This is a genomic window from Mesorhizobium sp. M0239, assembly GCF_040321815.1.
Taxonomy (GTDB): Bacteria; Pseudomonadota; Alphaproteobacteria; order Rhizobiales; family Rhizobiaceae; genus Mesorhizobium.
In genome coordinates, this window is the sequence record NZ_JAMYSG010000009.1 from 77226 (window position 1) to 90126 (window position 12901).

The window sequence follows — 12901 nt, forward strand, 5'->3', positions numbered from 1 at the left end:
GCCTACGCCATTTCGGGGCGTTTTGAACCCTCGCGGATGGCCTTGTGCACGCCGCGCTGCAGATCCATGAATACAGGGCTTTCCATCACCTCTTCGCGGCGCGGGCGCTCGATATCGACGTTGAAGGTCTGCGTGATGCGTCCCGGGCCGATGCCCATGACGATGATCCGGTCCGACAGATAGACGGCTTCCTCCACGTCATGGGTGACAAACAGGACGGTCAACCTGTGTTCCTCCCAGATCTGGGTGAGCAGTTCCTGCATCTGATGCCGGGTCAAGGCATCGAGCGCGCCGAAGGGCTCGTCCATCAACAGCATCTTGGGGCGATAAGAGAGCGCACGCGCGATGGCAACGCGCTGTTTCATGCCGCCCGAGAGTTCGGCCGGATAGCGGTCGGCGCTGTCGGACAGCTTGACGAGTTCGAGATGCTCCAGCGCGATCCTGCGGCAGGTCGGGCGATCGTAGCCGGCGGCCTTGAGGGCAAACTCGATGTTCTGCCGCGCCGTCAGCCAGGGAAGCAGCGTGTAGGACTGGAAGACGACGCCACGGTCGAGACCCGGCTGCAGGATCGGCGCGCCGTCGATGCTGAGATCGCCCGCGTCGAAGTCCTGCAGTCCGGCAACGATCGACAGCAGCGTGCTCTTGCCGCAGCCCGACGTGCCTACCAGGGAGACGAACTCGTTGTCGGCAAGATCGAGGTTGATATCGCGCAGCACTTCCGTGCGCCGCTCGCCCGTGCCGAAGCTCTTGTGCAGACCGGCGATCCGCAATTTGGGGAGGCTCATCGGCGGCACCTCATTGCGAGCGGCCATCTTGCTTGAACAGCACCTTCTCCAGCGCCTTCATGACCTGGTCGGTGATGAGGCCGAGCAGGCCAAGCAGCAGGATGTAGCCGATGATGGTGTTTGTCTGGAAATAGCGCTGCGACACGGTGATGCGATAGCCGAGCCCCGAAGTCGCGGCGACAAGTTCGGCCAGCACCAGCCAGGTCCATGCCCAGCCCAGGCTGATGCGCAGCGTATCCCAGATACCCGGCAAGGCACTGGGCACGACGATGCGCGTCAGGATCTTGCGATCCGGCAGGCCGAGCGTGCGCCCAAGGCCGATGAAATCGGCTGGAACCCGTTTCACATTGTCCATGATCATCAGCACCTGCTGGAAGAAGGTGCCGATGAAGATGATCAGGAATTTCTGCGAATCGCCGGTGCCGGCCCAAAGGATGGAGAGCGGCACGAAAGCGACGACCGGCATGTAGCGGATGAAATCCACCAGCGGCTCGATGGCCGCTTCCCAGGAACGGAAACTGCCGATCAGCACGCCGATCGGTATCGACAGGGCCGAGGCGATGAGGAAGCCGATGGAGATACGGTACATCGAGGCTTTGAGGTCCAGCCACAACGTGCCGTCGGCAGCGAGCTTGGCGATCTGCGCCGCGACGCTGCCCGGCGAAGGCAGGAAGATCGGCTTTACCAACCCCAGTCCGGTCGCCGCCCACCAGGCAAGGCCCAGCCCGACGAACACGGCCACCGCGATGATCAGAAAGCGCGACCTGGCGATGGGCACGCCGATCCCGGAGGACCGGCGGCGCCTCGCCTGTTTCGCGATCGGTCCTGGCGCCGGTCGCTCCCCGGGCATCTGTGTCACCACCGCGATCCGGCCTTGGTCATTCCGCCGCCTTGACGAAGGACGGGTCGATCATCTGCTCCGGCGTCACATCAGCCTGCAGCAGCTTGGCGTTCTTGGCGGCGGCTTCGACATCGGCGAAGGTCTTGGTGGTGAAGTCGCCTGTCAGCGCCGTCTTGTTTTCGGCGAGTGAGTAGTAGCGCACGCCGTCAAAGGCGGTGTTGAGGTCCTTGACGTCCGAACCGACGGCCTTGGCGATGATGGCGCGCCCACCGGGCGTGTCGGCATTGTAGTCCTTGAGCGCCGCGTCCCAGCTCTTGATCATGGCCAGCACCTGGCCGGGCCGCGACTTGATCACCTCGTCACGCACCACCAGCACGTCGCTGATCAGGCCGGGATCCTCGCCGGCGGTGAACAGAAGCTTGAGGTCCTTGTTCTGCGCCATGGCGACGGTGAGGTACGGTTCATAGGTCACCGCGACCGGCACCTGGCCGGCGATCAAGGCGCTGCCGGCATCGGACGCCGGCATCGGGACCGGCTTCACATCGTCGATCGACATGCCGTTCCTGGCGAGCGCGTATTTGAGCAGGATGTCGCTCGTCGTGCCTTCCTCGAAGGCCACCTGCTTGCCCTTGAGGTCCGCGATGGAGGTGACGTCCTTGCCGGCGATGATGGCGTCGGCGGTCATGGAGACGTCGAGCAGCAGCACGATCTTCACCGGCAGGCCGGCCGCTACCATGCCCATCGCCGTGTGGGTGGCGATGTTGGCGGCGTCGAGCTGGCCGCTTGCAAGTGCTGCATTGATGTCCTTGTCCTCGGCGAAGTTGACGATCTGGACGTCGCTCAGCCCGTTTGTCTTGAACAGACCCTTGGCCTCGGCGACATGCCACTGGCCATAGCCGAGCCAGGGCTCGATGCCGATCTTGAACGCTCCTGCCTCGGGCGTGGTGGGAATGGCCGCATCGGCCGCGTAGGCTGCCGGGGCGGCGGCGAGTCCGATGGCGGCGGCCATCACGAGCGCGCGAAACTGTCCTGTTAGGTTACGCATCATCTTTGTTCCCCTTGATGATCAGACCGCTTTTTCTAGCTGAGGTAGCCGGTCTGGTGAGACTGCGGGTTTCTGCTCTTGCGGCACTGTGCCTCGGCGTCTTACCTGCCACTTCATGGTGAAGTGCGAGGATATTTCAGCGTCAGCGGGAGCGGATGTCAAGGCTAAAATACATACATGCATATACAAGTTGGAAAGACTCAATTTCCCACCTTGGCCGGATCGATCCGGTCGAGGAAACCTGTCACCCGATCGGCTCCGGCAACGGGTTCGCTGCCGACCATGACCGCGACTGAAAAGGCAATGAGGGAAGAGACCGGCGTGTGGCTGCGCGCGCCAGCCCGCAGGTTCATGACCAGCGTCGGCGACAGGAAAAGACCGGCCCGCAGCACCGCGCGCCAATCGGCCGGCAGCATGCCGCGCCGTTTGAGCTCCAGCAGCAATGGCCGCCACAGCGCTGTCGCCTTGACCTCCAGCAGGTCGCGGCGGACGAGGCTCAGGTCCCAGTCCGTGTCGACATGGAGCAGATTTCCGTCCAGCCGCGCCTGGGCGCGAAAAGCCTCTGTCGCGGTCGCCGGATCATAGAGCCAGAACGGGTGGGCGAAGATGTTGTGGAACGTCGCCTTCACCTCGGCCAGCAGCGTCGGGATGTGCGAGCCGGCAAAGGCGGGATCGAAGAAGGACAGCTCCGCCCTCCCCGCCTTCGCCGTGTACCAGACATTGGCGTTGTGGGCGTCGCCATGCGCGACCACGCCGCCGGCATCGGCAAGGCGGTCGGGCCGTAAGCGCACAGCCGCGGCATCGAAAAGCTCACCGATGCTGTCGGTGTACTGCTGGTCGTTGATGACGAATTTCAGCCGGGAAAACCGATCCCAATCCAGCTCGGCACCGGGAAAGACGAACGGCTTGCCGACATAGAAATCGGCCAGCCTTCCGCCTGGTGACAAGCGTGTCTCGGCATCGATCAGCCGCTCATGAAACAGCCTGTGGATCGGCTCCGCCGCCACGTCCTCGACAGTGACGGGATGCAGCGTCTCGAGATAGACCTTGAGCAGCCTGGCCGACAGGTCGCGCTCGGCAAGAACGGCTTCTTGCCGCTTGCAGGCATCGTCCTGCCCATCCAGCGCGAACAGCACATCCGAAAATCTTGGATCCGTGCGGCGGCGATAGACAAGGATCTGCTCGCCTGGTTGGGCAGACATATGCACGGGTTGGTCGACCGGCAGGCCGGCGCGCGACAGAATCTCGGCGCGGTAATACTCGCCCGTCATCGCCTCTTCCCGCTCCTCCTGATGGAACTTGAAGAAGTAGGCCTTGCCATCGTCCTCGAAGAAGCCGTTCAACGAATTGAGGCTGTACTTGTCGAAGTTGATGCGCACATTGCGGGGGGTCATCGCGAACAGGTCGCCCAGCAATGCCGCCAGCGCGCTTTGTGCTTCGGCAACATCATGCTGCGCGAGTGCCCGGATCTGCGCCGTGCGACTCGGTGTCTGCGTCATCTGTTGTCCTTCTTGGCCCGTTCATTCGAGAGCGAAAGCGTTCTCGTCAGCACATGTATATACATTGACAACGAAACCGCTCCCGACTTGCATTCATCCTGCTTCCGTTAGCTGCTTTTTGAAGGGGAATAGCGGCTGCCGAGCGAGTAGCGGCTGCCGGCATAAGTCAGCTTGCTGATCGTGGCCACCACCGCGCCTGTCCATGTCCGGCGGTGCAGGAAGAGGCAGCAGGCGCCGACATCGATGCCCAGATGCCGCGCCGTCTCGCCATCGGCCGGGATGGCGGAAATGATATGCTCGACCTCGGTCACCGGGGTTTTCTGCATGAGGTAGTCATAGGTCGCCGTCTTCGAAAAATCCTGCTTGTCATAGTCGGGGATGAGGCTCGGATTGACGAAGCGCTCTTCGAGTTGCACCGGCAAATCATTCTCGAAATTGACGACGACAGAATGATAGATCGGGACGCGCTTTGCGAACTCGAACGACAGCGCCAGCTCCTTTGTCGGCATGATGGTTTCGAGGACGAGGACTTCGGATCGATGCCTGTTGCCGCGCTCGACGATCTCGGCTGCGATGTTGTTGATCTCGATCAGCGTCGATTGCGGCCGCGGTGGCGCGATGAAAGTTCCCACACCTTGCAGACGGATCAGGAACCCGGCCGAGGTCAACTCTCTGAGCGCCCGGTGAACCGTCATCCGCGACACGCCGAGTGAAGCCACCAACTCATTCTCGGACGGCAGCTTGCGATCCTTGCCCCACCGGCCCGTTCCGATGTTGGCCAGGATGTAGTCCTTCACCTTCTCGTAGAGAGGGCTGGCCGTGTCGGGCAAAGTGATCATTTCAAAAGTCCCTTCCGGCGATTCATCGGAAATCACGACTGCTCGACAGGTTGCCGCATGCGGATGATTGTTTTCAAGCCGTCGCTGTGTCCCGCCAACAGCCGCTCATAGGCAGCCGGAATGTCATCCAGGCCGATCTCCTGGTCGATCAGCGCCAACAGCGGTTCGCTGAGTTCACCTAGCATCCGCACGGCCTCGGGCAGCTCATCGGCAAAGGCGTGGCATCCCAGCAACCCGATTTCGCGTTCGACCAGCGTATTGGGATCAATGTCGAGGCGGCCGTGAAAGATGCCCACCATGGCGATCGTGCCGCCGGGATCGAGAACGCCGAGCAACTGATTGAGCGCCGCAATGCTGCCGGTCGCCTCAATGGCCGCGAGCAGCGGCGCATTGGCAGTCGCAGCGGCAACGGCATCCCGGTTCAGATCGACGATCGTGGCACCCGCCACCCGCGCCACCCGGGCGCAGCGGCTCTGGTTGCGGTCGGCGACGAGCACGGTGCCGGCGAAGGTCCGCGACAGCAGCAGCGCGGCAAGACCACCGATCGGCCCGCAGCCGACCACCAGCACCGCGCCTGCCGTTTTCGGCAGCCGCCGCACCGCATGCAGCGCCACCGCCAGCGGTTCGGCCATCGCCGCAACCCGCTCGTCGAGCGCGGCATCGATGATATGCAAAAGCCGTGCGGGCAGCACCGCCTGTTCGGCAAATCCGCCGTCGCAGATTTCTCCCACGAAGCCCAGCGACGCGCAGAGATGCCGCCTGCCGGCATAACATTGCGCGCAGTCTCCGCACCAGAACCGGGAATCGGCAACCACCCTGTCACCGACGGCGACGCTATCAACGCCTGCGCCGATGGCGGTCACCGTGCCGGTGAGTTCATGGCCGGCCGTCGAAGGCGACCGGCTTATCCACTGGCCCGTGCGGAAATTGTGCAGGTCCGAACCGCAAATGCCGGCGGCGTCGACCCTGAGCTTCACCCAGCCCGCATCCGGCACGCCCGGCGCGGCGACATCCTCGACGCGCAGATCGCCGGGTCCATAGAGTCGAGCAGCCTTCATCGCGATCGTTTCCGCTCAACCGGCGAGATAGCGGTCGCGGATTTCCGAGACCGCGTTCTCATGCGAGCTGAAGCCCTCGTAGCGGGCGAGCCTGCGGGCGTGCAGGGCAAGTTCCGGATAGGCAGTCGAGGTGACATAGCCGACCGACGAGCGCTTGACGAAATCCGTCACCGAAAGCGGGCCGTAGGTCCGCGCCCAGCGGCTGGTCGGCAGCACTGCATTGGGTCCAAGGACGAAGTTGGCAAGGGTCACCGGCGTGTGCGTTCCCATGAGGATTTCGGCCGCCTCGGTGATGCGTCCGAGATGGGCGAACGGCTCCGTCGATAGGATCTCGAGATGCTCGGGCGCATAGTCGTTGATGAAGCGGTAGCTGTCTTCCAGCGATGCGGTCAGCACGATGCCGCCGCGCTTGCCGGTCAGCACCGCGCGCGAAAACTCGACACGCTGCTCGGTCATCCGCGACCAATGCTCGGGAAGTGCGGCGAGTGCTGCTTCTGCGATCTTGCGGCTGTGCGTCACCAGATAGGCCGAGGAATCTGGCCCGTGCTCGGCTTCGATCAACAGGTCGAGCGCGGCAAGCCCGCCGTCGACGCTGTCATCGGCAAAGATAATCGCTTCCGACGGGCCCGCCGGAAGGCCTGTGTTGATGACCGATGACAGCACGCTCTTGGCCGCCACCACCCACGGGCTGCCGGGACCGACGATCTTGAGTGCGGGCTTCACCGTCTCGGTGCCGTAAGCGACGGCGGCAACTGCCTGGGCGCCGCCGCATTTGTAGACCGTGCCCACGCCGGCGAGACGCGCGGCGACGAGCGTTGCCGCGTCCACCGAACCATCCGATGTCGGCGGCGTCACGATGGCAATCTGCGGCACGCCGGCAATCACCGCCGGCACCGACGTCATCATCGTCACCGACGGGAAAGCGCCCTTGCCGCGCGGCACGTAGAGCGCAACGGATGCGATGGGCGTGTACCTGTCCCCGGCATAGGCGCCCGGCCGGACTTCCTTGAGCCACATCGTCTCCGGCTTCTGCTCCTCATGGAAGCGCCTGATGTTGTCGATGCCGAACTGGATGCTCTCGACGACGTCCCTTTCCACCTTGTCGAACGCCGCATCGAACTCGGCTTCCGACACCTGCAGTTCGCCCTCGGCGACATTGGCCTTGTCGAGTTCCCTGGCGAAGCGGATCAAGGCGGCGTCGCCTTCGTCCTTGACGGCCTGGATGATCGGCCGGACCTTCTCAACGAAGACCGTCAGATCGGCCTCGGCGCGCTTCAGCAGACTGGCGCGCTGGTCGGCATCGATGGATGACAGATCGTGGAAGCTGATGTCGGACATGATTGCTCGTCTCCTGGAACTCTTGGAACGCAATGACGGTTGGCCCGTGGATGGCCATAGTTCTGCGGGTCGACAAGCCGACCGGGGCAAGGATCAAAGCCGTCGAGAGGCTTCACTCAGGCAAAAGTATATACATGTATGTATGATGGTCGCCAGCAATTTTTCCATCATCCTTCCCGTCGAAACTGCGGAGGCAAACCTGCCTCATCAGATCGAGGCGAGAAAGCCGCCATCGACCGGAATGGACTGGCCGGTTATGTAGGCAGCCGCATCCGAAGCGAGGAACACGGCGATGCCGTGCAAGTCGTGGAGATCACCGAAACGCCGCTGCGGGATCTTGGCCAGCATGGAGTGCTGCCATGCCTCGTCGCTGTAAAAAACGTCGGTCATCGCCGTCCTGAAATAGCCCGGCGCGATGGCGTTGACCCTTATGCCAAGCTCCGCCCACTCCGCCGCAAGGGCGCGGGTCATGCCGAGCAGGCCCGACTTCGACGAGCCATACGGCACCGCGGTGGGGATTCCGACTTCGGATGTCAGCGAGCACAGATTGATGATGGCACCAGGACGGCCGGTGTCGCGCATCTGCCGCGCGGCGGCCTGGGCGCAGAAGAACGCTCCCTTGAGATTCGTGTCGACGATCCTGTCCCACAGTGCCTCGTCGACATCGAGCGAGGGCCGCACCTCCTCCATCCCGGCATTGTTGACGAGAATGTCGAGACCGCCAAGCAGGCTGGCAGCCTCGTTGGTGGCTGCCCCGCAGCGGCCAACATCGGTGACGTCGAGGGCAATGGCATGCGCCACCCCGCCGGCGGCGCGGATGGCTGTCGTTGTGTCCTGCAATGAGGCTAGGCTGCGCGCCGAGACCGCGACGTCGGCGCCGGCAGCACTCAGCGCTTCGGCGATGCTGCGCCCGATGCCTCGGCTTGCGCCGGTGACAAGCGCCTTCCTGCCGGAGAGATCGAAGAGAGAAGCGTTGCGCATGTGATCCTCCTGATCGGTGTCGGTTTCCGCTTCAGCGTCGAGACTATCAGATCAAGTTACATATACAAGCATATACAAACTGTTTGGGCTACGGTACGGATGACGAAATCCACCGCAGAGGAGCCCGCCCTTGTCGAAAGCCTCGGATATGGTCCGTACCGAAGTCAACCGCCTGTCGCCCTACAATTCCGGGCTGACAATTGACGAGGTCATGGAGCGATACGCACCGGCCAGAATCGCCAAACTGTGCTCGAACGAAAACCCGCTCGGGCCCAGCCCGACCCTCGCCACGACGATGCATGCCGGCTCCGAGATGTTCCGCCTCTATCCGGACCCTGCCGGGCGCAAGCTGCGCCAGGCGATCGGCGACAAATATGCCGTCACCGAGGACCAGATTATCCTCGGCAACGGTTCCGAAGACCTTCTCTCCGTCATCAGCCGTGCCGTGTTGCGGCCGGGCGACGCGGTCGTCACGCTCTATCCGTCGTTTCCGCTGCATGAGGACTACGCGACGTTGATGGGCGCTACCGTCAAGCGCGTTGTCGTCAACGACGATCTGACCATCAATGTCGATGCGCTGGTCGAGGCGGCGCGCGAGCGGCCGCGCATGCTGCTGTTCTCGAACCCGATGAACCCGGTCGGCAGCTGGCTCTCCGGCGGCGATCTGTCGAGGGTTCTGGATGCGACGAGCGACGAGACGCTGATCGTCATCGACGAAGCCTATGCCGAATATGCCGAGGGCGACGACTATGCGTCGTCCCTGCCCTATCTCGAAAAGCTGGACCGGCCCTGGATCGTGCTGCGGACCTTTTCCAAGGCGTTCGGTCTGGCCGGATTGCGGATCGGCTTCGGCATCGTCGGTGACCCGGAGCTGCGCGCGCTGCTCGACCGCGTCCGCACGCCTTTCAACGCCAACGGCATGGCCCAAGCCGCCGCACTCGCGGCGCTGGCCGACGACGAACACCTCGCCAGGGTCGTCGCGCTGGCCAGGGCGGAGAGAAAACGCGTCGAGACTTTCCTGGCAAGCAAGGGCCTCGACGTCGCCGCCTCCAGGGGCAACTTCCTGTTCTTCAACTGCCGGCAAGATGCTTCCGCCTTCGTTGAAGGCCTGCTGCGGCAAGGCGTCATCGTCAAGCCGTGGAAGCAGCAGGGTTTTGACACCTATGTGCGCGCCAGCATCGGCTCGGCTGCGGAGAACGACCACTTCATGGCCGTTCTGTCGGAACTGTTGTGAATACACGCTTTGTTCGGGATTCGGACGGGTTAGTTGACCCGCGCCTTGCGGCTGCGATGTGCCAATTCGGACACGATGTCACTCTGCGGCGCAGTTCGTTGAACGGAGGCAATAGATTTTTTGGGCTTCAAACCGACAGCAGGCCTTAACTTTCGCGGCGTGGGTTTTTACATCTCGGGGGTCTGCAAACGATCGACCCTGAGGAGGCTCCCTTGCAGCAACCAGATGACATCGCCGCCCGCCGATTGGGCATTCTCATCGAGCAATATGTGGAAGCGCGCAAAAAGCACTACGACTATGTGTCGACCGAGCAGGCCTATCGGGCCATCCGGCAGGTCCTCAAACCCGCCATTCCCGATCGCGAACTCGACGACATGGTCGCCGCGCTTGCCGTGAAGAACGGCCTGGCGGTCGTTTTCGACCGCCAAACCAAAGCGTCCGCCGATCATGTCCCTCGGAGCGCAAGGCCCTAGATCAACGCAGGTCTGCAGGCGTCGAGCGCCACATCGATACGGGGCCAAACGGCCCCGTATCGATGTGTATCGCCGGAGGAACGAGCGATACACCTGCGCCATGGGCCTGTGTGCCGCAGGCCGACGGCCTGGCAGCTTCAGGCGGCAGTGCTGACCTTGCCCGGCTCGAGGATCGACTTGACCTTGTCGGCGACGGCGCGCCCCAGATCGGCGTTGTTTGCGGCGGTGAAATGAATTCCGTCGACACCGTCCGTGGTGAGGTAATCGCCGGCATTGAGGAAATCGATCTTCATAAAATCCGCCATCGCCTTGTATTGCCTGGCCAGGTCTCTGGATTTTTCGTGCCCGCCGCCGAACATGCCCTCGAACCACGGATCGGGCATCGGGGTCAGCGGCGGCGGCGCAATGACCAGCGCCTTCGGCGCCGGATACGGGGTGCCGATGCCCCCGGCGCTGGTCAGGATCTGCCCGACCAATTTCGCCATTCCATTGGCGATCTCATAGGGCGTCCGGCGGAAATAAGACTTGGTGTCGTTGGTGCCGAGCATGACGATGACCAGGTCGAGCGGCAGATGGCTGGCGATGGCCGCGGGCAGATAATTGGCCCCGTTCAGGCGCGGATCGTTGGGGTCGTCGAGACAGGTGGTGCGCGCGCTCAGGCCTTCTTCGATGATGTGGTAGCCCGCCCCTAGCGCCGCCGCCATCACACCGGTCCAGCGCTGATCATAAGGGTAGCGGTAGGTCGGCGACCCCTCCTTGACCGGAACCCAGCCCCAGGTCAGCGAGTCGCCGTAGCACATGATGTTTTTTGGCGGTGACATCCATGTTTCTCCATCTGTTTGCAATTGTCTGAACGCCGGCGCACTTGCTTTTCGCCGTCTTAAGTCAGGGGTTTCGCACGCGCACTCCGTAGAAGATCGCCGCGCCGAGGATGATGACGCCCTGCGCGATGAGCTTGCCGGGCTCGTCGATGCCGAGCACCGTCATCACCACGAACAGCAGCGCAAAGCACAGCGCCCCGAAGAAGGGCCCCCAGACGCCGCCGTCGCCACGACCGAAGACGACGCCGCCGAGGATCGTTGCCGCGACCGCCAGGATCGGCAGGTCGAGGCCGACACGGACGCTGCCGACGGCGATCGAACCGGTCTGCACCAGGGCCGCGATCGCCGCGATCAGGCCGGCGAGCGTATGCGCCAGGATGACCGTGCGCTGGACCGGCACGCCGGAAAAATGCGCGGCTTCGGCATTCTCCCCGACCGAGGCGACGTAGCGGCCAAAGACGGTCCGCGACAGAAGCAGCCACACCGAAGCGGTCAGCAGGACCCAGAACAGCACCGGCGTCGGAACCGACAGGAATTTCGTGTTGTAGAGGTCGTTGAACAGCTTCGGCACATCGCCGGGCGGATTGCCGCTCGACAGGAACTGCACCAGCCCTACCAGGATGATGCTGACCGCCAGCGTGACGATGACAGCCGACACCCGCCGGCTCCCTATCATGAAGCCGTTGAACAGGCCGATGACGAGGCCGGTGGCGAGCGCCAGCACGACGAAGAAAGGCATCGACGCGCCGGGGAAAGTGCCCGACGAGATGAAATAGTTGATGAGCAGGATGATGCCGCCGCCGGAGAGGTCGATCGACTTCACCCGCATGACGACGAGCTGCCCCAGCACCAGGATGCCGAGCGGGACGATCTGCCTGACGAAGATACCCATGATGTTGAGGTTGAGCATGTTCGGTCGCGCGATCCACAGCGTCGCCAGCAGCACGAGAAAGACAAAATAGGACGGCGGTATGCGCAGCAGGCGCCGGGCGATCGGATTTGCGAGAACGGCGGCCATTGCTCAGAGCCCCATTTTCTTGCGGGATTGCAGCCCGACCACCGCCAGCAGGATGCCGCCCTTGATCGCGGTCTGGACAAAGGGCGAGACGTTGGCGAGGTTCATGCCGTTGGCCAGCAGCGCCATGACCAGCGCGCCGATCACAGTGCCGTGCAGGCTGCCGATGCCGCCGGAAAGCTGGGTGCCTCCAAGGGCGACGGCGGTGACGGTGTCGAGTTCGAAAAGCAGCCCGACATTCGGATCGCCCGACACGATGCGCCCGGCCAGGAAGACACCGGCAACGGCCGCGAAACAGGAACAGACCACATAGGCGAGGATGATGTTGCGACGGTCGGAGACGCCGAAATTGCGGGCAGCACTTTCAGCGCCCGAAGCAATGCCGCCGCCGATCGCAAACAGATGCAGCCCGTATCGCGATCCATAGAGCAGCTTCCACGCTGCCAGAATCACGACGGCGCCCCAGAAAACCGGATAGGGAACGCCGAGGAAACTGCCTGAGACGGCATCGATGACGATCTCCGGCACCGTACCGCCGGACACAGGACGCAGGATGCGCGTGATGCCGAGCACGATGTACTGCGTCGACAGCGTCGCGATGATCGGATGGACGTTGAAACGGGTGATCGCCAGGCCGTTGGTCAGCCCGATGAGTGCCGCCAGCACGAAGACCGCCGGGATCAGCACGATCGCCGGCTGGTCGAGCGCCAGCACCGCCGTGGTGAAGCTGATGACCGAGCCGACCGACAGGTCGAGCCCGCCGATGAGCACGACCACCAACTGTCCGATGGCCGCGATGATCAGCGGCATCGCCTGGGCAACCAGGTTGAAGAGGTTTTCGGCCGTGGCAAATTGTGTCGTCTCGACGGTCAGCCACAGCGAAATGAACAAGGCGACCAGCAGTGGCAGGCCCCACAGGCCTTGCCGCGTGTTCCGGCCACTCAGGATGTTGAACAGCGAGCGAACCATGGC

At 63.2% G+C, this 12901-nt stretch carries 13 protein-coding genes; 2 read left to right on the plus strand and 11 right to left on the minus strand.

Annotated elements, in window-relative coordinates; all coding sequences use genetic code 11:
• Nucleotides 1–2: 2 nt before the first annotated feature.
• From NKI99_RS11450 to NKI99_RS11485, 8 genes are all read right to left on the minus strand, one after another.
• Nucleotides 3–785: an ABC transporter ATP-binding protein gene (locus NKI99_RS11450; RefSeq protein WP_352610851.1), complete on the minus strand. Its 783-nt coding sequence runs from the start codon at nucleotides 783–785 to the stop codon at nucleotides 3–5.
• A gap of 10 nt (nucleotides 786–795) precedes the next feature.
• Nucleotides 796–1563 carry an ABC transporter permease gene (locus tag NKI99_RS11455; protein ID WP_352610852.1) on the minus strand — a complete coding sequence of 256 codons (768 nt, stop codon included), beginning with the start codon at nucleotides 1561–1563 and terminating at the stop codon, nucleotides 796–798.
• Nucleotides 1564–1663: 100 nt separating this feature from the next.
• A complete protein-coding gene (locus NKI99_RS11460) occupies nucleotides 1664–2671 on the minus strand; it encodes an ABC transporter substrate-binding protein (RefSeq protein ID WP_031212560.1) in 1008 nt (335 codons plus the stop codon).
• A gap of 200 nt (nucleotides 2672–2871) precedes the next feature.
• Complete coding sequence (locus tag NKI99_RS11465) at nucleotides 2872–4170, minus strand: hypothetical protein (RefSeq protein WP_352610853.1); 1299 nt, start codon at nucleotides 4168–4170, stop codon at nucleotides 2872–2874.
• A gap of 107 nt (nucleotides 4171–4277) precedes the next feature.
• Nucleotides 4278–5009: a histidine utilization transcriptional repressor HutC gene (gene hutC / locus NKI99_RS11470; RefSeq protein ID WP_352610854.1), complete on the minus strand. Its 732-nt coding sequence runs from the start codon at nucleotides 5007–5009 to the stop codon at nucleotides 4278–4280.
• 32 nt (nucleotides 5010–5041) lie between these two features.
• A complete protein-coding gene (locus tag NKI99_RS11475; protein WP_352610855.1) occupies nucleotides 5042–6067 on the minus strand; it encodes a zinc-dependent alcohol dehydrogenase in 1026 nt (341 codons plus the stop codon).
• A 15-nt stretch (nucleotides 6068–6082) separates the two neighbouring features.
• On the minus strand, nucleotides 6083–7405 hold the full coding sequence (hisD, locus tag NKI99_RS11480; RefSeq protein WP_352610856.1) for a histidinol dehydrogenase: 1323 nt from the start codon (nucleotides 7403–7405) through the stop codon (nucleotides 6083–6085).
• A gap of 207 nt (nucleotides 7406–7612) precedes the next feature.
• Complete coding sequence (locus NKI99_RS11485) at nucleotides 7613–8386, minus strand: SDR family NAD(P)-dependent oxidoreductase (RefSeq protein ID WP_352610857.1); 774 nt, start codon at nucleotides 8384–8386, stop codon at nucleotides 7613–7615.
• A 130-nt stretch (nucleotides 8387–8516) separates the two neighbouring features.
• Here NKI99_RS11485 and NKI99_RS11490 point away from each other — a divergent pair, with 130 nt between their 5' ends.
• On the plus strand, nucleotides 8517–9620 hold the full coding sequence (locus NKI99_RS11490; RefSeq protein ID WP_352610858.1) for a histidinol-phosphate transaminase: 1104 nt from the start codon (nucleotides 8517–8519) through the stop codon (nucleotides 9618–9620).
• 212 nt (nucleotides 9621–9832) lie between these two features.
• A complete protein-coding gene (locus tag NKI99_RS11495) occupies nucleotides 9833–10093 on the plus strand; it encodes a hypothetical protein (protein ID WP_352610860.1) in 261 nt (86 codons plus the stop codon).
• 137 nt (nucleotides 10094–10230) lie between these two features.
• On the opposite strand, the gene NKI99_RS11500 is transcribed toward NKI99_RS11495, so the two are convergent.
• The 3 genes from NKI99_RS11500 to NKI99_RS11510 all read right to left on the minus strand — a co-directional run bounded on the left by NKI99_RS11500 (nucleotide 10231) and on the right by NKI99_RS11510 (nucleotide 12898).
• Nucleotides 10231–10914, minus strand: coding sequence for an SGNH/GDSL hydrolase family protein (locus tag NKI99_RS11500; RefSeq protein WP_352610862.1), 684 nt, complete (start codon nucleotides 10912–10914; stop codon nucleotides 10231–10233).
• A 64-nt stretch (nucleotides 10915–10978) separates the two neighbouring features.
• On the minus strand, nucleotides 10979–11932 hold the full coding sequence (locus tag NKI99_RS11505; RefSeq protein WP_023809400.1) for an ABC transporter permease: 954 nt from the start codon (nucleotides 11930–11932) through the stop codon (nucleotides 10979–10981).
• A 3-nt stretch (nucleotides 11933–11935) separates the two neighbouring features.
• The gene (locus NKI99_RS11510; protein WP_352610863.1) at nucleotides 11936–12898 is read right to left on the minus strand and encodes an ABC transporter permease; all 963 of its coding nucleotides are present in this window, start codon (nucleotides 12896–12898) and stop codon (nucleotides 11936–11938) included.
• Nucleotides 12899–12901 lie beyond the last annotated feature (3 nt).

Excerpts from the sequence above, each read along its gene's own strand:
- NKI99_RS11450 (WP_352610851.1), bottom strand. The coding sequence starts at position 785 with ATGAGCCTCCCCAAATTGCGGATCGCCGGTCTGCACAAGAGCTTCGGC.
- NKI99_RS11460 (WP_031212560.1), bottom strand. The coding sequence starts at position 2,671 with ATGCGTAACCTAACAGGACAGTTTCGCGCGCTCGTGATGGCCGCCGCC.
- NKI99_RS11465 (WP_352610853.1), bottom strand. The coding sequence starts at position 4,170 with ATGACGCAGACACCGAGTCGCACGGCGCAGATCCGGGCACTCGCGCAG.
- hutC (WP_352610854.1), bottom strand. The coding sequence starts at position 5,009 with ATGATCACTTTGCCCGACACGGCCAGCCCTCTCTACGAGAAGGTGAAG.
- NKI99_RS11475 (WP_352610855.1), bottom strand. The coding sequence starts at position 6,067 with ATGAAGGCTGCTCGACTCTATGGACCCGGCGATCTGCGCGTCGAGGAT.
- hisD (WP_352610856.1), bottom strand. The coding sequence starts at position 7,405 with ATGTCCGACATCAGCTTCCACGATCTGTCATCCATCGATGCCGACCAG.
- NKI99_RS11485 (WP_352610857.1), bottom strand. The coding sequence starts at position 8,386 with ATGCGCAACGCTTCTCTCTTCGATCTCTCCGGCAGGAAGGCGCTTGTC.
- NKI99_RS11500 (WP_352610862.1), bottom strand. The coding sequence starts at position 10,914 with ATGTCACCGCCAAAAAACATCATGTGCTACGGCGACTCGCTGACCTGG.
- NKI99_RS11505 (WP_023809400.1), bottom strand. The coding sequence starts at position 11,932 with ATGGCCGCCGTTCTCGCAAATCCGATCGCCCGGCGCCTGCTGCGCATA.
- NKI99_RS11510 (WP_352610863.1), bottom strand. The coding sequence starts at position 12,898 with ATGGTTCGCTCGCTGTTCAACATCCTGAGTGGCCGGAACACGCGGCAA.